Annotated in this window: 11 protein-coding genes; 5 read left to right on the top strand and 6 right to left on the bottom strand. The window is 63.6% G+C overall.

The features are described 5' to 3' along the window. Positions 1-98: 98 nt before the first annotated feature. A complete protein-coding gene (locus tag F7R11_RS11110) occupies positions 99-1043 on the bottom strand; it encodes a DMT family transporter (RefSeq protein ID WP_064803539.1) in 945 nt (314 codons plus the stop codon). 167 nt (positions 1044-1210) lie between these two features. Between F7R11_RS11110 and guaB the strand changes: the two genes are divergently transcribed. From guaB to pbpC, 5 genes are all read left to right on the top strand, one after another. Continuing rightward, a complete protein-coding gene (guaB, locus tag F7R11_RS11105) occupies positions 1211-2674 on the top strand; it encodes an IMP dehydrogenase (RefSeq protein ID WP_064803536.1) in 1464 nt (487 codons plus the stop codon). 125 nt (positions 2675-2799) lie between these two features. Continuing rightward, positions 2800-3378 carry a hypothetical protein gene (locus F7R11_RS11100; RefSeq protein WP_021194403.1) on the top strand — a complete coding sequence of 193 codons (579 nt, stop codon included), beginning with the start codon at positions 2800-2802 and terminating at the stop codon, positions 3376-3378. Then, positions 3353-4972 (top strand): glutamine-hydrolyzing GMP synthase, encoded by a 1620-nt coding sequence (gene guaA, locus F7R11_RS11095; protein WP_021194404.1) that lies wholly within the window; start codon positions 3353-3355, stop codon positions 4970-4972. Before F7R11_RS11100 ends, guaA begins: the two co-directional genes overlap by 26 nt. A 399-nt stretch (positions 4973-5371) precedes the next feature. After that, a complete protein-coding gene (locus tag F7R11_RS11090; RefSeq protein WP_064803534.1) occupies positions 5372-11389 on the top strand; it encodes an alpha-2-macroglobulin family protein in 6018 nt (2005 codons plus the stop codon). 49 nt (positions 11390-11438) lie between these two features. Further along, positions 11439-13772, top strand: a complete 2334-nt coding sequence (pbpC, locus tag F7R11_RS11085; RefSeq protein WP_082932881.1) for a penicillin-binding protein 1C — start codon at positions 11439-11441, stop codon at positions 13770-13772. 62 nt (positions 13773-13834) lie between these two features. Here the strand turns inward: pbpC and F7R11_RS11080 are convergent, their stop codons facing one another. The 5 genes from F7R11_RS11080 to F7R11_RS11060 all read right to left on the bottom strand — a co-directional run bounded on the left by F7R11_RS11080 (position 13835) and on the right by F7R11_RS11060 (position 19211). After that, entirely contained in the window at positions 13835-16168 is a 2334-nt protein-coding gene (locus F7R11_RS11080; protein ID WP_064803529.1) for a putative bifunctional diguanylate cyclase/phosphodiesterase, read from the bottom strand. A 411-nt stretch (positions 16169-16579) separates the two neighbouring features. Next, complete coding sequence (locus F7R11_RS11075; protein WP_064803527.1) at positions 16580-17836, bottom strand: MFS transporter; 1257 nt, start codon at positions 17834-17836, stop codon at positions 16580-16582. Further along, positions 17833-18162 carry a hypothetical protein gene (locus F7R11_RS11070; protein WP_064803525.1) on the bottom strand — a complete coding sequence of 110 codons (330 nt, stop codon included), beginning with the start codon at positions 18160-18162 and terminating at the stop codon, positions 17833-17835. Before F7R11_RS11070 ends, F7R11_RS11075 begins: the two co-directional genes overlap by 4 nt. A gap of 16 nt (positions 18163-18178) precedes the next feature. After that, the gene (locus F7R11_RS11065; RefSeq protein WP_064803523.1) at positions 18179-18631 is read right to left on the bottom strand and encodes a MarR family winged helix-turn-helix transcriptional regulator; all 453 of its coding nucleotides are present in this window, start codon (positions 18629-18631) and stop codon (positions 18179-18181) included. A gap of 121 nt (positions 18632-18752) precedes the next feature. Further along, a complete protein-coding gene (locus F7R11_RS11060) occupies positions 18753-19211 on the bottom strand; it encodes a DUF3828 domain-containing protein (protein WP_064803521.1) in 459 nt (152 codons plus the stop codon). Position 19212: the final 1 nt, after the last annotated feature.

Below are 19212 nucleotides of genomic sequence, written 5' to 3'. Positions count from 1 at the left end.
ACGACGCGCACGGGAGCCCGGTGGCGTGATCGCCACTCGCAAATCGAGAACGATGGCTTGACCCGCCTATCGACTCGCCCCCCGGCAAGGCGCCCAGTTTATGCAGACTTGTCTTCCGCGTGCAAGCGTACGGACCAGCCGACACCCCCGATCAGCAAGGCGATTGCGGCGATTTCAAGCGGACGCGGCCAACGCCCGTCGTACACAAAGCCATATGCCAGCGCGAACAGCGTCTCGAACACGATCAACTGGCCGGATAGCGTGAGCGGTAGGCGGCGGGAAGCCATGTTCCACAGGTTGTTGCCGATCAGCGACGCGCCGAGTGCCACGGCAGCATTCACTGCCCAGAAGGTACCCCAGACGCGTCCGCCGCCGCTGGCCCAGCTTGTGCCGGCAACGAGCAGGGCGGCTACGGTCAGTGCGGTCGACAGAACGCCGCTCGAGATGCCATATAGCGCTGACCACTCGTTGCTCGAGAAATGCGGATTGCGCTGCAGGTAGCGCGCGTTGTCCACGGCATACCACGTCCAGCTGCACAGCGCGCCGGCGGCGCAGGCGATGCCGGCAATGCGTTGCCAGATGGGGCGAGCGTTGGCTGCAGCCGCAGCACTCTCATGGCCGAACAGGTCGATGTTGACGCACACGATGCCGATAGCCACCACCAGCAACGGCCAGATCAGCCGGTAAAGCGGCACGGCACCGTGGTCGCGCCGCCCCAGCACTGTCACGGTGATGGGCAGGATGCCGATGATGAGTGAAGTGGGGGCAACCCCGGCCAGTTGCACGCCAAATGCCACCAGGACGTAATAGACAAGGTTGCCGCTGCAGGATTGCTTGATGAGCTCCAGGCAATCGGTGCGGGTGATCTTGCGGGCAATGCGGGGAAGGATCGGGGCGGCGGCAATGGCCGCGATGGCGCCGTAGGCAAGGTAGCGGCCGAGGGCCAGCTCCCAGGGCGAGAACGCTGGCAGTGCGCGGGGCGCGATGAAGACCATGCCCCACATCGCCCCGGCCAGCAGGGCGCACAATACGCCAATTCCCATTCGAACACTCGCGAGGCTGGCACGGTATGACCACCAGCGGCGGCCGCTGGCGGCGCAGCGCGCTTTAGATGCGTGCGCGAAGAAAAATTTATCGAGCATAGCATGGCTGTCTACAACCGTGGGGCGAATTCCCGTATAATCCGATTTTGCGCCTAGAGGAAATTGCTATGCGTCTTGTCCAGAAAGCACTCACGTTCGATGATGTGCTGCTTGTCCCGGCTTACTCGGCCGTCCTGCCCCGCGATACGTCCCTTCGCACCAAGCTCACCCGTTCGATTGAACTCGCCATTCCGCTCGTCTCCGCTGCCATGGATACGGTTACGGAAGCGCGGCTCGCCATCGCCATGGCGCAGCAGGGTGGCATCGGTATCGTCCACAAGAACCTGAAGCCGGAAGAACAGGCGCGCGAAGTCGCCAAGGTCAAGCGCTTCGAATCGGGCGTGCTGCGCGATCCGATCACCATCGGTCCGGACATGAAGGTCCGCGATGTGATGGCGCTGTCGGCACAGCACGGCATCTCTGGCTTCCCGGTGCTGGAAGGCAAGAAGGTGGTGGGCATCATCACCAACCGCGACCTGCGTTTCGAGGAAGAGTTGGACGCCCCGGTGCGCGCCAAGATGACGCCGGGCGAGAAACTCGTCACCGTCAAGGAAGGCGCCTCGCTGGAAGAGGCCAAGCGCCTGATGAACAAGCACCGCCTGGAGCGCGTGCTGGTGGTGGGCGACGATTTTGAGCTGCGTGGCCTGATTACCGTCAAGGATATCCAGAAGGCAACGGAATACCCGCTGGCCTCGAAGGATGAGCGCGGCTCGCTGCGCGTGGGCGCGGCCGTGGGCGTGGGCCCGGACAACGACCTGCGCATCGACCTGCTGGTCAAGGCCGGCGTGGACGTGATCGTGGTCGACACCGCGCACGGCCACAGCCAGGGCGTGCTCAGCCGCGTGCGTTGGATCAAAGATAACTACCCGCAAGTGCAGGTGATTGGCGGCAATATCGCTACCGGCGATGCGGCCAAGGCGCTGGTTGACCATGGCGCGGATGGCGTCAAGGTGGGTATCGGCCCGGGCTCGATCTGCACGACGCGGATCGTTGCCGGCGTGGGTGTGCCGCAAATCTTTGCGGTATCCAACGTGGCCGAAGCGCTCAAGGGCACCGGTGTGCCGCTCATCGCCGACGGTGGTATCCGTTACTCGGGCGACGTTGCCAAGGCACTGGCTGCCGGTGCACACACCGTGATGATGGGTGGCATGTTTGCCGGCACGGATGAATCTCCGGGTGAGGTGTTCCTGTTCCAGGGTCGCTCATACAAGAGCTACCGCGGCATGGGCTCGGTGGGCGCGATGAAGGATGGCGCTGCCGACCGTTACTTCCAGGAAGACAACACCGCCAACGTCGACAAGCTCGTGCCGGAAGGCATCGAGGGTCGCGTGCCTTACAAGGGCTCTGCGTTGCCGATCGTGCATCAGCTCACGGGCGGTGTTCGTTCGTCGATGGGCTACTGCGGTTGCGCATCGATTGCCGAATGGCACGAAAAGAGCCAGTTCGTCGAGATCACGGCCGCAGGCATGAACGAATCGCACGTGCACGACGTGCAGATCACGAAGGAAGCGCCGAACTATCACCGCGACTGATCGGCAACGCGATCACCGCACACAAGATAGAAGGCAACGCAGTACTGCCGCCGGGGCGCGCGGGCGCTCCGGCTGATTCAACCGGTGGCCGGAGCACGGGCGGCCACCCGCAACTGGAGACACTGATGAAAGCGCTTTTGCGACTCGTTCTGTTTCTGGATGCGGCTGTCGCACTGTGCGTCGGTCTCGTCCTCCTGGTCTCGCCGATGACGTCCGTCTTCGGCGCACTGCAACTGCCGCAGCCGGAACCGGCGATGTACGGCCAACTGCTCGGCGTCACGCTGATCGGGTTGGCATGGCTGCTTTGGCAAGCCACCATCAACGGGCAACTGACCACCGCCGTGGCGCAGGTGGTCGGCCATGTGAACCTGGCTGTTGCCGTGCTGGTGATTGCCTGGCTGCTGTTCTTCCATCTGCCGGTGGAAGGCGCAGGCCGCATCTGGCTGCCGACGTTTGCTGCAGTGCTGGCGGCGTTCTCTGCCGTGCAGATTCCCGCATCGCGCCGCGTGCGCACCAATGAGCGCGAGCGCGCGCAGAAGGCCCGAGAAGACGCCGCTGCCGAGCGCGAGCGTCAACGCACGGAAACCACCGCTCGCCAAGAACCCGCCTACATGCCGCCGCCTGGGTACGGCCCCGGCACTGAAGTCGACACGATTGCCGATTCCATTCCTCCACAACATGCACGACAAAGTCCTCATCCTTGATTTCGGCTCGCAGGTCACGCAACTGATCGCGCGTCGCGTGCGCGAGGCGCACGTCTACTGCGAAATCCACCCGAACGATGTGTCTGATGCCTTCGTGCGCGAATTCGCGCCCAAGGCCATCATCCTGTCCGGCAGCCACGCCAGCACCTACGAAGACCACCAGCTGCGTGCGCCGCAAGCTGTGTGGGACCTGGGCGTGCCGGTGCTCGGCATCTGCTACGGCATGCAGACCATGGCCGTGCAACTGGGCGGCAAAGTCGAGTGGAGCGACCACCGCGAATTCGGTTACGCCGAGGTGCGCGCCCACGGCCATACCCGTCTGCTCAACGGCATCCAAGACTTCGCCACGCCGGAAGGCCACGGCATGCTCAAGGTGTGGATGAGCCACGGCGACAAGGTTGCCGAGCTGCCGCCGGGCTTCAAGCTGCTGGCCTCCACGCCGAGCTGCCCGATCGCCGGCATGGCCGACGAGGCGCGCGGCTACTACGCCGTGCAGTTCCACCCGGAAGTCACGCACACCGTGCAGGGCCGCGCGATGCTGGAGCGCTTCGTGCTGGAAATTGCAGGGGCCAAGCCGGACTGGGTCATGCGCGACCACATCGAAGAAGCCGTTCAGCGTATCCGCGAACAGGTGGGCGATGAAGAGGTGATCCTGGGTCTGTCGGGCGGCGTGGATTCGTCAGTGGCTGCAGCGCTGATCCACCGTGCGATTGGCGACCAACTCACCTGCGTGTTTGTCGACCACGGCCTGCTGCGCCTGGACGAAGGCAAGATGGTGATGGACATGTTCGCCGGCCGCCTGCACGCCAAGGTCGTGCACGTGGATGCGTCCGAGCAGTTCCTCGGCCACTTGGCCGGTGTGACCGACCCGGAAGCCAAACGCAAGATCATCGGCCGCGAGTTCGTCGAGGTGTTCCAGGCGGAAGCCAAGAAGCTCTCCAACGCCAAGTGGCTGGCACAGGGCACGATCTATCCGGACGTGGTGGAGTCGGGCGGCACCAAGACCAAGAAGGCCACGACCATCAAGAGCCACCACAACGTGGGCGGCCTGCCGGAAACGCTGGGCTTGAAGCTGCTCGAACCGCTGCGCGACCTGTTCAAGGACGAAGTGCGCGAACTGGGTGTGGCCCTGGGCCTGCCGCACGAGATGGTGTATCGCCATCCGTTCCCGGGCCCGGGCCTGGGCGTGCGGATTCTGGGCGAGGTCAAGCGTGAATACGCCGACCTGCTGCGCCGCGCCGATGCGATCTTCATCGAAGAACTGCGCGGCACCAAGGCAACGGCGCAAGACGCTGCTGCTGGCCTGTGCACGGAAGCCGATGTCGGCAAGAGCTGGTACGACCTGACCAGCCAGGCGTTTGCGGTGTTCCTACCGGTTAAGTCCGTTGGTGTGATGGGCGATGGCCGCACGTACGACTACGTGACGGCACTGCGCGCGGTGCAGACGACGGACTTCATGACCGCACACTGGGCGCACCTGCCCTACACGCTGCTGGGCCGTGTGTCGAACCGCGTCATCAATGAAGTGCGTGGTTTGAGCCGGGTGGTGTATGACGTGTCGGGCAAGCCGCCTGCGACGATTGAGTGGGAGTGATTTTCACCTCCACGGTTTAGTAAAAAAGCCCGCGTAAAGCGGGCTTTTTTGTGTTTAGCGAATTTACCCGATTAGGAGGCGGGGCGTGTTTTAAATCCGTAACACAGAGGGGCGGTAGGTGATTAGCGCAAAAAATGGGGTGCGTTCGCACCGGAGATATATCCGCTTTGGACACACCGGACCATGTGCAATCTGCAGAGGCCGGACAGGGAAACGGCGGGTTTCACACAAGCGTTGTTTTTCTTGTTACAGGCATCGACTGTCGCTTTTTTCTCGGGTAGTTGTCGGATAATTTGGTGCGCACTTGGGGCTTTGAAAGTATGAGCTGCCAGCGTGCAACAAACTAATGCCAGAGGGGCGTGCCAGAGAGTGGCGGCATTCTGCTAAGGAATAATAACAATGGACTTGCTGCGCTTTTTGCTGCGATTGCCCGTCCGGGTCATCGGGTTTCTGTTGTCACTGATCGCGCGCATATTGCGACCGATATTCGGCAGCGTTGCCTGGTCTGCGCCGGCATGGGTGCCGGCCACGGTGGCAGCAGCCCGGCGTCGTCCGTGGCACTTCGGTGGTGGTGTTGTAGCCGCCATTGCTTTGGCGGTTGCCGGCGCGTTTGGCTGGCAGTGGTATCAGCATCGCCCCAAGCCGGTCGAGCCAGAGCGCATCACGTTCAAGGTCAGGGCCCCCGCCTTGACGAGCTACATGGATGAGGAGGGTAAGCCCAAGGTCACCATCCATCCGCTCGACATCGATTTCTCGCACTCGGCAGCGCCAATCGAGCTGGTTGGAAAGCCCGCCGGCAACGGCATTGCAATGCAACCGGCCCTGAAGGGGGAGTGGACTTGGCTCAATGACCGCACGCTGCGCTTCATGCCGGCTGCCGATTGGCCGATCGGTGCGCACGTCGAGGTGAATTTCGACGTTGCCCAGGTTTTTGCGAAGCATGTGCTGCTGGCTGACGATCATCTCGACTTCAATGTGCCCGCATTCGACATGCAATTCGGCGCAAGCGAGTTCTATCAGGACCCGCAGAATGCGGCGGGCAAGAAGACGATTTTTCCGATTCGTTTCAACTACCCCGTCGACGCGGCTCAGTTTGAGAAACGCATTGCGCTGGAGATGGTCGGCCGCGATGGAAAAACCACCACGCCGCTGCGCTTCAGCGTGACCTACGATGCGGCCAAGCTCAATGCCTGGGTGCATTCTCAGCAGCTCGATATTCCACGCGACGATCTGACAGCGCGTCTCACGCTGGACAGTGGCGTGCGCAGCATTCGCGGTGGCGACGGCACCAAGGCACCTCAGAAGACGTCTGTTCGGGTGCCGGGGCTCTACAGCCTGGCAGTCAACCAGATTGCCCCGACGCTGGTCGACAACGATCGCTACGAGCCTGAGCAGGTGCTGCTGGCGGAAATGAGCGGTGCCGTGCGCGGCAGCGATCTTGCTGGTCTTGTGAAAGCATGGGTGTTGCCCAAGCGCAAGCCCGGCGTCAGCCAGGGAGACGACGAGCCGCCGTATCCGTGGAACACAACGGAGGTGGGCGAAGACGTGTTACGCCAATCACAGCCGCTCGATATCGAGCTGACGCCGACGGAAGGCGAATATGCACCGCTGCAGAGTTTCAAGTACCGTGCGCAACCCGGGCAGCGCGTCTACGTGCGGGTGGATGCTGGCCTGAAGTCGTTCGGTGGCTACGAGCTTGGCAAGGCGGTGCAGCAGGTCCTGAGCGTGCCGGACTATCCGAAGTTGCTGCGTTTCATGGCCGACGGCTCGCTGCTCTCCATGAGCGGCAGCAAGCGCATCTCGGTGGTGTCGCGCAATCTGCCGGGGATGAAACTGGAGATCGGTCGCGTCAGGCCCGATCAGCTTCAGCATCTGGTGAGTTTCAACCAAGGGACGTACGCACGCCCCCAACTGAGCTACAGCTTTGGCGAAGACCACATCGTTGAGCGCTTCGAGCAGAAATTGGCGTTCCCAGAGACGGATCCGGGCAAAGCACACTACGAGGGTGTCGACCTTGGGCAATACCTGAAGAATGGCAAGCGCGGCGTCTTCCTGCTGCACCTGTCAGGCTATGACCCTGCAGCGGACAGGAAGAAGGCCGACGCCGCCCAGTCGGATGGCGATACCCAGACGAACGGTGACACCGACGGCGGCGGCGACAGCGAAGCCGGTAATGGCGATAGCGACGGCGACAACGGCCAGGTGCCGACTGACACCCGCCTGATTGTCGTCACCGACCTCGGCATGCTGGTCAAGCGCGCGCTGGATGGCAGCCAGGACGTGTTCGTGCAGTCGATCCGCACAGGTCGCCCGGTGGCAGGTGCATCTGTGTCGGTGATGGCCGTCAACGGCCAGGTGCTTTACACCCAGACAACCAGTGCGGATGGCGTTGTCCACTTCCCGACCTTCAAGGGGCTGGAGCGCGAGAAGCGTCCCAAGCTGTACATCGTCAAGAAGGGCGAAGACCTGTCGTTCCTGCCGATTTCGAGCTCTGACCGGCAGCTCGATTTCTCGCGCTTCGACGTCGGTGGCGAGCGCAATGCGACCAACCAGGGGCAACTGTCGGCGTACCTGTTCTCTGACCGGGGGATCTACCGGCCGGGTGACCAGTTCCACATCGGCCTGATCGTGCGTGCCGCCAGCTGGGCGCGCAGCCCTGCGGGCATTCCGTTGCAAGCGGAAATCGTCGACCCGCGCGGTATGACGGTGAAGCGCCAGCCCGTGACTGTCGATGCCTCGGGCTTTACGGAACTGGACTACACCCCGGCCGAGACGGCGCCGACCGGCACCTGGGCAGTCAACCTCTACATCGTCAAGAACGGCCAGGCCGTCGATGCGCCGATCGGCAGCACCACGGTGCAGATCAAAGAGTTCCTGCCCGACCGCATGAAGGTTGAAGCCAAGCTGTCGCAACAGGTGGCCGAGGGCTGGGTCAAGCCAGATCAGCTCAAGGGCATCGTCGATGCACAGAACCTGTTCGGTACGCCGGCGGCAAACCGCCGTGTGACGGCATCGCTCACGCTGCGCCCGGCATGGCCGGCGTTCCGCAGTTGGCCCGGCTATCAGTTCTTCGATGCACGGCGCGCCAAGGAGGGCTATACCACCCAGCTTCAGGACGGCAAGACCGACGAAAAGGGCCACGCCGAATTCGACCTCGATCTGAAGAAATACGCGGATGCCACGTATCAGCTGTATTTCCAGTCCAAGGCATTCGAAGCCGAGGGCGGACGCAGCGTGGCGGCGAACGCGCAGGGGATGGTGTCGAACAACGAATGGCTGGTCGGCTACAAGTCGGTCGACGACCTGGGCTATGTGAAGCGCGGCAGCCCGCGCTCCGTCAAGCTCGTCGCCATTGACCCGCGTGCGAAGGCGATCGACCTGAAGGACCTGCGCGCGCAACTGGTCGAGCTGCGCTATGTGTCGGTGCTGACCAAACAGGATTCCGGCGCCTACAAGTACGACTCGCGGCTCAAGGAGGTGCCCGTCGACGAGAAGCCGCTGGCGATTCCTGCCGCCGGGCTCGATTACGCACTACGCACCGACAAGCCGGGCAATTACGCGCTGGTGATCCGCAGTGCGGACCGTACGGAGGTGAACCGCATCCAGTACCTGGTGACCGGGGAGGCGAACGTATCGCGCTCGCTGGATCGTAATACCGAACTGCAGATCAGCCTGAGCAAGCACGACTACAAACCTGGCGAGTCGGTGGAGGTGGCCATCCGTGCGCCGTACGCCGGCAGCGGGCTGATCACCATCGAACGCGACAAGGTCTACGCACATGCGTGGTTCCATGCCGATACGACCAGCTCCGTGCAACGCATCACGGTGCCGGCCGGCTTTGAGGGTAACGGCTACATCAACGTGCAGTACATCCGAGACCCGTCGTCTGACGAGATCTTCATGAGCCCGCTGAGCTACGGCGTGGTGCCGTTCTCGGTGAACATGGATGCACGGCGCAATGGGCTGAAGGTCGATGCGCCGGCGATGGTCAAACCGGGCGAGACCGTCACCTTCAATGTGCACTCCGCCCGGCCGGGCAAGGTGGTGGTGTTTGCGGTGGACGAGGGCATCCTGCAGGTCGCGCACTACAAGCTGGGCGACCCGCTTAAGTACTTCTTCCGCAAGCGCATGCTCGAGGTCGGTACGTCGCAGATTCTCGACCTGATCCTGCCGGACTTCGAGACGCTGATGTCGATGGCCGCGCCGGGTGGCGATGCCGACGACGCGATTGGTCGGCAGCTCAATCCGTTCAAGCGCAAGCGAGACAAGCCGGTGGTCTACTGGTCCGGCATCGTCGAGGTGAACGGCGACAAGCGCCTGAGCTACACCGTGCCGGATTATTTCAACGGCAAGCTGCGCGTGATGGCAGTGTCGGTGTCGCCGGATCTGGTGGGAACCTATGAGGGGGCGACCACCGTGCGGGGCGATTTCGTGCTGTCGCCCAACGTGCCAACCACGCTGGCCCCCGGTGATGAGGCCGAGGTGAGCGTTGGCGTGGCCAACAACGTGACTGGCGCCGGCGACAAGCCCATGCCGATTGCCGTCGCACTGAAGGTGGGCCCGCAGCTGCAGGTGGTCGGTCCGGCCACGCAGACCGTGACGCTTGCGCCCATGCACGAGGGCGTGGCGCTGTTCCGCGTGAAGGCGACCGACACGTTGGGCTCGGGCAACCTGAGCTTCAGTGCGCGTGCAGGGAGCAAATCTGCACAGCAGGGCGTGGATGTATCGATCCGGCCAGCAGCGGCTTTCCGCACGCAACTGGACGTGGCGCGCATCGATGCCGACAAGAAGGTAAGCCTTCCGAACCTGCGCAAGATGTACGACGCCTACGTGGCGCGCGAGGCGAGCGTGTCCACCGGGCCGCTGGTGCTGTCGCAGGGGCTGGCGTCTTATCTCGTCAACTATCAGCACTACTGCAGCGAACAGGTGGTGAGCGCCGCGGTGCCGCGACTGTTTGCATCGAAGTGGATGTCGACGCCGTCGCTGCGCAACGCGCTGGCACCGCAGCCTGCGGATGACAAGGGGGCGAACGCCGCGGCGATCGATCAGTTTCTGGATGTTCTGCGTGCCCGGCAGAACGGGCAGGGTGGCTTTGGCGTGTGGACAGCAACGCCGGATGCCGATCCGTTCGTGTCGGTGTACACGATGCACGTGCTGATCGACGCGCGCGAGCATGGCGTTACCGTGCCGAAGGAGATGCTCGATGCCGGCACCGCGTACCTGCAGCAGCTTGCCGCCAACGAACGTCTTGGCTCGCTCGATCAGTTGCGGCAGCGCGCCTATGCCGTCTATCTGCTCACGCGCCTGGGCAACGTCACCACCAACAACCTGGCCGCGGTGCAGAAACGCCTGCAGGATGCCTTCCCGAACGACTGGAAGAGCGATCTTGCCGCGGGCTGGTTGGCCGCGTCGTATCAGTTGCTCAAGCAGGAGAAAGAGGCCAGCCGGTTGGTTGCAGGGCCGCAGGAGGTGCTGGAGCGCAAGCCCTCACGCGACGAGCCCTATGTCTACGGCTACTACTTCGATCCGCTGACGCGCGATGCCAGCATGCTGTACCTGCTGGCGAAGCACTTCCCGGAGCGTGCGAAGGCATTGCCGCCGCGTGTGCTGGACAACCTTGCAGGGCCGGTTCAGCACAACCGTTTCAACACGCTGTCGTCCGCCATGACCATCCTGGCGCTCGATGCCTATGCCTCGCAAAACGCCAGCGGGCTAGACAAGCTCGCGATCGAGGAGGTGCGCGCGGATGGCAGCGCGAAGGACATCTCCGCGGTTCAGGGCAGTGTGATGCGCTCGGGTTCGTGGAGCGCGGCGGCGTCGCAACTGCGCTTTGTCAACGGTAGCAGCCTGCCTGCGTGGCAGATCACGAGCCAGTCGGGTTACGACCGCACAGCATCTACGCAGGCGATCAAGAACGGCCTGGAGATCATCCGCGAGTACACCGATGCGAGCGGCAAGCCGCTGGACAAGGTCACGCTCGGCCAGGAGATCGATGTGCATCTGAAGATCCGCGCGACGGACAACAAGAGCATTGGCAACGTAGCGATCGTCGATCTGCTGCCGGGCGGGTTCGATCCGGTGATCACCCCGCCGCCCGCGCCGGATGCAGCGGATGCGGCGGATGGAGTGGCGCAGGGCGACCAGGGCGCCGCAGCCAATGCTGCGTCTGCGCCGTGGCGTTCGCCCGTCGGGTTGCCGGGCTCAAGCTGGCAGCCGCAGTACGCGGATGTGCGCGAAGACCGCGTGGTCATCTACGGTACGGCCAACGGCGACGTGCGTGAGTTCGTCTACCGGATCAAGGCGACCAACGCCGGGCGTTTTGTCGTGCCGCCGGCCTATGGCGAGTCGATGTACGACCGCCGCGTGCAGGCACAGGCCGCAGGCGGTGCGGTGCTCAACGTGGTGAGGGCGCCGTAACGTGTTGCGTGCCTTGGGTGGCTGGCTGGTGCGGTGGCAGAACTGGCTCATGGGAGCCCTGCTGGTTGGAATCGTGCTGGCGGGATGCAGGCTGTGGCCGCATCCCCCGCTGCGTGGCTGGAAGCCGTCGTCGATTGCGGTGCTGGACGATCAGGGACGGCTGCTGCGGCTCGCGCTGGCCAAGGACGATCGCTACCGGCTGTGGGTGCCGCTCGATCAGATGTCTCCGCAGCTGGTTGAGGCGGTGCTGTTGCACGAAGACCGCTGGTTCCACTGGCACACGGGCTTCAATCCGTACGGGCTCGCACGCGGCGCATGGGTGACCTACGTGCGCGGCGGCAGCCCGCAGGGCGGCTCCACCATCACCATGCAGCTTGCACGCTCGCTGTGGCAGCTCAACACGCGCACCCCGTTGGGCAAGCTCAAACAGGTGGCGCGGGCGGTGCAGCTGGAGTTGTTCTATTCAAAGCGGCAGATTCTCGAGGCGTACCTGAATGACGCGCCATACGGTCGCAACGTTGAAGGCGCGGGAACGGCCAGCCTTGTCTATTTCGACAAGCCCGTCGCCAGCCTGACCTTGCCCGAAGCGCTCGCGCTTGCCGTGATTCCACAGGATCCGGTGCGTCGGTTGCGTGGCCTGCCCGAGCAGGATCAGATCAACCGGCAGCTCACCGTGGCGCGCAACCGGCTGTACGCGCGCTGGCTTCAACTGCATCCGCAAGATGCTGCATCGCAGCCGCTGTTTGCGCTGCCGTTTGCATTGCGGCCGCTCGTGGCCCTGCCGTTCGAGGCTCCGCACGCTGCTGACCAGGTCCTGGCTGCACGCCGTGCACAAGGCGACTGGAACGGCACCGACGACCGCGATGCCCGTGTCGTAACGACGATCGACCTGGATCTTCAGCATGTGCTGGAGCGCCAGATCAACCGCTATGTGGCGCGCAACGGCGGGCGCGGCATCCGCAACGCCGCGGCGCTGCTGGTGGATACGCGCGACATGGGCGTGAAGGCGCTGGTGGGATCGGCCAATTTTTTCGACCGGACGATCCAGGGGCAGGTCAACGGTACGCTGGCGCGGCGATCGCCGGGGTCGACGCTCAAGCCATTCATCTATGGGCTGGGTTTTGACCAGGGGGTGCTGCATCCGCAGACGGTGCTGCGCGATGTGCCGACATCATTCGGGCCGTACTCGCCGGAGAACTTCGATGGCCACTTTCTCGGCCCGATCACGGCAACCGATGCGCTGAACCGTAGCCGCAACATTCCGGCCTTGTGGGTAGCATCGAAACTCCACGAGCCCGATCTTTACCAGTTGCTGCAGCAGGCCGGTGTGAGCCGGCTGGCGAGCCCGCAGCACTATGGCCTCGCACTGGTGCTGGGCGGTGGCGAGGTCACCATGCAGGATCTGGCGGGCCTGTACGCCATGCTGGCAAATGGCGGTCTGTTCAAGCCGCTTCGCCTGCGTGCAGATGCCCCCACGGTGCCGGGCAAGCGCCTGTTAAGCGCCGAAGCCAGCTTTATGGTGACGGATATGCTGCGCCAGCACCTGCGCCCGGATGAAACCAGCGGCGCCCAGCCTTCGCGCCTGCCGGTGTACTGGAAGACCGGTACGTCGTGGGCATTTCGTGATGCGTGGACGGCGGGCGGTTTCGGCCCCTATGTGCTGGTGGTGTGGGTGGGCAATTTCGACAACACCGGCAATGCGTCGTTTGTTGGCGTGGATGCGGCGGCGCCGCTGTTCTTTCAGACGGTCGATGCGTTGCAGGCCGAGCAGCCTCAGTTGGTGGAGCCACTGCGGCGCATTCCGGCAAACATCAAACGTGTACAGATCTGCCTGGCCAGCGGTGATCTGCCAAACCAGTGGTGTCCGCAAATGGGCTCGACATGGTTCATTCCGGGTGTTTCGCCGATTCGCGTGAGCAGCGTGCATCGCCCTGTCATGATTGATGACGCCACCGGGCTCGCAGCCTGTCCGCCCTATACCGACAAGCGCACGCACCAGGAAATCTACGAGTTCTGGCCGACCGATCTGCAGCAGGTGTTTGCGCAGGCAGGCATCCCGCGCCGCAAGCCGCCGCAGAACCCGGCGTGCCGCAGCGCAGGCGCGGTGGAGGGTGATCCGCCGCAGATCACCTCACCGGTGCGCGGCAGCGTGTATGCGGTGCGTATCAAGCAGTCGGCTGATACGCGCATCGCATTCAATGCCACCGCAGATGCAAGCGCGCATGCGTTGTACTGGTTCGTCAACGATGCCTATGCCGGAAAGACGGCGGCCGGCGAGGCCATGTTCTGGCAACCGCCGACTGCGGGTGAGTACAACGTGCGTGTGGTGGATGATCACGGACGGAATGATCAGCGGCGGCTGCAGGTGCAACTTGTTGAGTAGCCGTTGAAGCAGCACGCGTGATCCGCATCAGCAAGAGCAAGAAAGCCGGCAGCGCAACCCGATCAACCGACGCACGCCCGAAGTGCCGAGGTGTCCGGTCCCTCCACATAACACGCCTCCACCGTGGCCTTGTCTTCATCGGACGGCGCGGGCCGGGCGTAGAAATACCCCTGCGCCTCGGTGCAGCCTGCCTGGCAGATCATTCTGACGTGCGCCTGCGTCTCCACGCCTTCGGCCACGGTGGTCACACCCAACTGGCGGCCCAGATCGGCAATGGCCTTGACCAGCACCGCGCTGTCTGATCGCTCGGGCAGATCGCAGACGAAGGAGCGGTCGATCTTGATCTTGTCGAATGGGAACGCGCGCAGGTGCGCCAGCGACGAATAGCCGGTGCCGAAGTCATCAAGCGCGACATGTACCCCCATGCTGTAGAGCTGGCGCAGGTCTTCAAAGCTCTCCGCCTCGTTCTGGATCAGGGCGGTTTCCGTGACCTCGATCTCCAGGCGGTCCGCCGCGAGGCCCGAGTCCAGCAGGGCGGCGCGCACCGTCTGTGCCAGCGTTGCCTTGCCCAGCTGCATGGGCGAGATGTTGACGGCGACGCGGGCACCGTCTTCCCAGCGCGTCGCTTCGCGGCAGGCCTGGTGGAGCACGAAGCGGCCAAGCTGGTCGATGAGGCCGCTTTGCTCCGCAATGGGCACGAACTCCGCCGGCGGGACCCAGCCGCGCTGTGCATGGTGCCAGCGCACCAATGCCTCGCGCGCGGTCACTTTGCCGGTCTGGAGATTGATGATCGGTTGATAGAAGACGAACAACCGGTCCTGGCGCTCCAGCGCGGCGCGCAACTGGGCTTCCAGCCGAGCGCGTTCCTGGATGCGGGTTTCCATGGTTGAGCTGAACAGGCGTGCTGTGCCCTTGCCGGCCGCCTTGGCGGCATAGAGCGCCATGTCGGCGCGTGAGAGCAGGTTCTCGGCGTCCTGACCGTGGGCAGGGGCCAGCGCAATGCCCACGGATGCCCCGATCCGCACGCTCTGATTCGTGCCGAGCGGGTATGGCGCACTGAGCACCGTAATGATGGCGCAAGCGAGTGCGTTGGCATGGTCCGCGTCGTCATGCGACACGAGCACGGCAAATTCATCGCCGCCCAATCGCGCGATGGTCGAACTGGCGTGGTTGCAGACCGCGCACAACCGCGCTGCGACCTGCTCCAGCAACGCATCGCCCGCGCGGTGGCCCTTGGTGTCGTTGACGAGCTTGAAGCCATCAAGGTCGATATACAGCAGCCCGGCGCGGGTCCCTGGCGTTGCCAGGCGGGCATCCAGCTCTTCACGGAAGTTGGTGCGATTGGCCAACCCGGTGAGCATGTCGTAGTGGGCAAGCTGGCGGATGCGGTTCTCGGCTTCCACCTCTTTGGTCACCAACCCCCAGGTGAGCATGGGGCCGATGTAGCTGCCGTCATTGGCATGCACGGCTGAAATCTTGAGGTCCAGGACTTCCGGCCCAAGCTGCACGCGCGTGTTGTAGGGCAGGTTGGCCGGGTCGGCGAGCAGCCGGCGCTGTACCTCCGGGTGCGCATGGAAGATGTCAATCGAGGTGCCAAACAAGGCGTCTGGCCTGACCGGCAGCAGATGCGCGATCCGATCGACCAGGCGCTTGGAAGTGTTGTTGGCGTAGTTGATGGTGAGCGTGTCTGGTTTGACCGTCATGACCGCGATCGGCATGTCGTCGATCATCTGCAGTAGGCGGCCCTGTTCGGCCTCCCGCCGGCGGGCTTCGGTCTGTGCGTTCACCATGAGGGTGAAGTCCCGATAGTTGATCATCAGGATGACCAGCAGACCGAACGACACCAGGGCCATGTTGATGGCGATGGCCACGAACGTCGGTTGCTCGGTCGATGCGAAGAACGCGATGAATGCGCCATTGACGATCACCGTAACCGTCACGGCGGCCGGGCGCAGATGCATCAGGCAGAAGATGCATGCGATCACGGTGATGGCCATGTAGAAGGCCAGGTAAGAACGTGTGTAGGGGTCGCCATACTGAAACAGCGCCAGCGACCAGGTCGTGAACGATACGGCGATGACACCCGCCAGCCGATTGGTGCGCTTGAGGGCGCTGAGCGCAAGCTCAGGCGTCGGGTCGATGCGCCTGGAGCGCCACCAGTGCAGCACGCGCACGGCGCAGGCCGCGCTGAGCAGCAGCGGGACGCCGATCGACAGCCAGGCAGGGGTGACGGCGCGGAAGGTCAGCGCGACGGCCCAGGTGCTGGTGATGAGGATGAAATACATCATCGGCAACTGGCGCGAGAACGCGCGGTACTGCGCTTTGAGCAGTTCGGGGTTGTCGGAGGACACCCCCATGAAGTGCATCACGGTGCTCGCAAACGTTCTGATGTTCATGGAACGCTCCAGGGTTCGGAACGGTCGGGGTGCGAGCAGGTATCCGACACGGTAGGCAACAACAGAACACTAGGTCGGCGCAGGGCCCTGGGCATATGCGGCAGTTGCAGCGAGGGTTTGCATGACGACCATGAACAGCACTATTCCAGAGCCGGTGGGCGACAGGGTTGGTTGGCCGGCTGCATGGCATTTCCTTCGGGTGTGACAGGGCGGCCAGCGTTTGACATGGCCTATGCAAAAGAAGCGGACAATTCGCCGCATTCTGCATAGCGCATTCGTATGAGGGGTGACGGCAAGAAAGGACTAGGAGGAGTAGGGGGCTGGGCCTCGCATGAAGGGCGCGCAGCGCCATGGCGACTCGCCTGCTGGCCCGATGCACCGCGATATCACGGTGCATCGAGAGACGTGATCTCAGGGCGTGCCTTGCCCCAGCGTCGACGGCGTTTGCTGAGGCAGGTGAATCTGCTGCCGCATGACGTAAATGGCAACGGCGGCCGAGAGCAAACCTGAAAGCGCGCCCACCCCAAGCGACCAGCGCGGCCCGAGGTGGTCTGCCACCCAGCCCACGATCGGCGCACCAATGGGGGTGCCGCCCAGCGCGATGGCCACGCGCAGTGCCATGACGCGGCCGCGCATGGCTGGCTCGGTAGACAGCTGCATCAGGCTGTTGCTCGTATTGGTGAAGGTGAGTGCCGCAATGCCGGTGATGACCAGCGCCGCCGCAAACAACCAATAGCTCGGTGCAATGGCCGCCAGCGTGCAACCCAGGCCGAACATCGCCGCACCAATCAGCAGGGACTTGAACTCCGGGCGCTCGCGCCCCGCGGCGAACAACGCACCGGATATCGTGCCCACCGCCATCATCGACGACAGCACACCGTAGCCACGCGCATCCGAATGAAAGACGCTTGCGGCCATCGTCGAGATGAAGATCGGGAAGTTCAGCCCGAACGTGCCGATCAGGAACAGCATGACCAGCATGGCCTTGAGGTCGGGGCGGGCCCACACGTAGCGGATGGCCTCTGCAAAGCCGCCTTGCGAGCGGTGTGCACGCGCATTGGGGCGCAGCTCGGACTTGCGCAGGAAGAAGAGCGAAGTCAGCACCGCGATGAACGACAGCCCGTTGGCCAGGAACGCCCAGCCTGTGCCGAGGGTGGCAATGGCGATGCCGGCCGCTGCGGGCCCCACCATGCGCCCCGCGTTGAATGACGTCGAGTTGAGCGCCACCGCATTGGGCAAATCGCCATCGCCCACCAGTTCCGCCACGAATGTCTGGCGCACCGGCGCATCAAACGCTGACGCACAGCCGGACAGAAACGCCAGCAGATAGACATGCCATAGCTGAACCGCACCGGTCACCGTCAGCAACCCGAGTATCAGCGCCAACACGCCTGACGTTGCCTGGGTGGCCATCAGCAGCTTGCGCTGGTTGTAGCGGTCGGCGGCAACGCCCGTCCAGGGCAGCAGCAGAAGCTGCGGCCCGAACTGCAGCGCCATCACCGTGCCCACTGCAGAAGCGTTGTGATGGGTGAGCTGCGTCAGGACCAGCCAGTCCTGAGCGGTGCGCTGCATCCACGTCCCCACGTTGGAGACCAGCGACCCCGCTGCCCAGAGGCGGTAGTTGTAGACGCGCAGTGAACGGAAGACGCCCGTTGACGATGCGCTCATTGGCGTTGTGGCAGGTTACCGCCATTGAAGCGGCCAAAGCGCCGCGCCAACGGCACGCTGAGGGCCAGGATGCCCAGGCTGAGTGCTGCGGCATCGGCGGTGTCTCGCAAGTTGAAATCCCCCACGCGGAGAACGAGCACGTAGCCGACCACCAGGTTGAACAGGCTCCAGAGCACGTTCACGGTCGAGGACGAAAGGCCTTCGCCACGCGGCGTTGCAAACGGACTTTGAAACGGTCTGCCTGCGATACCGAACACGAAATGCGGTACGGCGTTGGCAAGAAATGCGCCGCCGAAGAACCACGATACGAGATGCAGTGATGCCATGTCAGGCGCTCCTTGTTCAGAATTCGGCAAGCCGTTGCAGCAGCTTGACGGCGCTGGCCAGCTCGGCTTGTTCCTGGGAAGACAGTTGGGCTTGCAGTGCACGGAAGAGCCAATCGTCCTTGGCGGCGCGGCTTTCCTTGAGCACGTTGCGGAAACCGGGCGTCAGCTCGATGAGCGTCTGCCGGCCATCGGTCGGGTCTGGCGTGCCGACAACCGCCCCCATCCCTTCCAGCCCTGCAACGGTGACGCGCATCGACTGCGGCTTCACGCTCTCCGCACGGGCAAGTGCAGAAACCGTGGCGGGGCCGTTACGGTCCAGGCGCAGGAGCACCGACTTTTGTGCGTGGGTGAGATCGTTCGGATGCACTTGTTCGCGCAGCCGCCGGGACAGCTTGCCCAGAGCAATGCGCAGATCACCCGCCAGCGTGGCCGGCGGGGTGGGATCGTTCGGGAGTGGTGATTTAGCCATGCGCCAAGCATAACATTAATACAGTTTAACTGTGCAGTTTGACTGTAATGTTTGGCAGCGCGCACAAAACGAAAAGCCCGTAGCAATGCGGGCTTCTTCATGGGCGCGGCAGGTGCAGGTGTTACTGGAAGTCCAGCGTGTCCTCCACCTTGGTGATCTTCCACCCATCGTCCAGCTTGCGCAGGAAGACGAGCACGCTCACCTTGTCCTTCGAGCCGAACGTGACCGGCACCACGGCAACGCCCTCCAGCAGGATCGGAGCGCGGGCCACGGTGTGTTCCGCCCAGTCCTTCTCGTCGTAGTCCTGGACCTTGGTGAAGTAATCGGCGTCGCCCGGCATCTCATTGCGGCGGTAGGCGTCGCGCAGGCGGTCTACCGTGTCTTTCGCAACGTAGGTGTAGATGCCGTTGTCTGTGAGCGGGTAGACCGATTTGGTTTGCAGCTTGATGTACCACGCGTAGAACGCCTTCGTATTGGCTTCCGGCGTGGCCGCCTTGCCCTGTGCCATGACGGCTTGCATACCGAGCAGGCCGACGGCGAGAACCAGCCATGCCAGCGCTCTGGAAAGTCGTGTCTTCATG

It is taken from the genome of Ralstonia insidiosa, assembly GCF_008801405.1.
GTDB classification, from domain to species: Bacteria; Pseudomonadota; Gammaproteobacteria; order Burkholderiales; family Burkholderiaceae; genus Ralstonia; species Ralstonia insidiosa.
The sequence above is the reverse complement of the archived record's forward strand: the minus strand, read 5'-3'. Positions and strand labels throughout refer to the sequence as shown.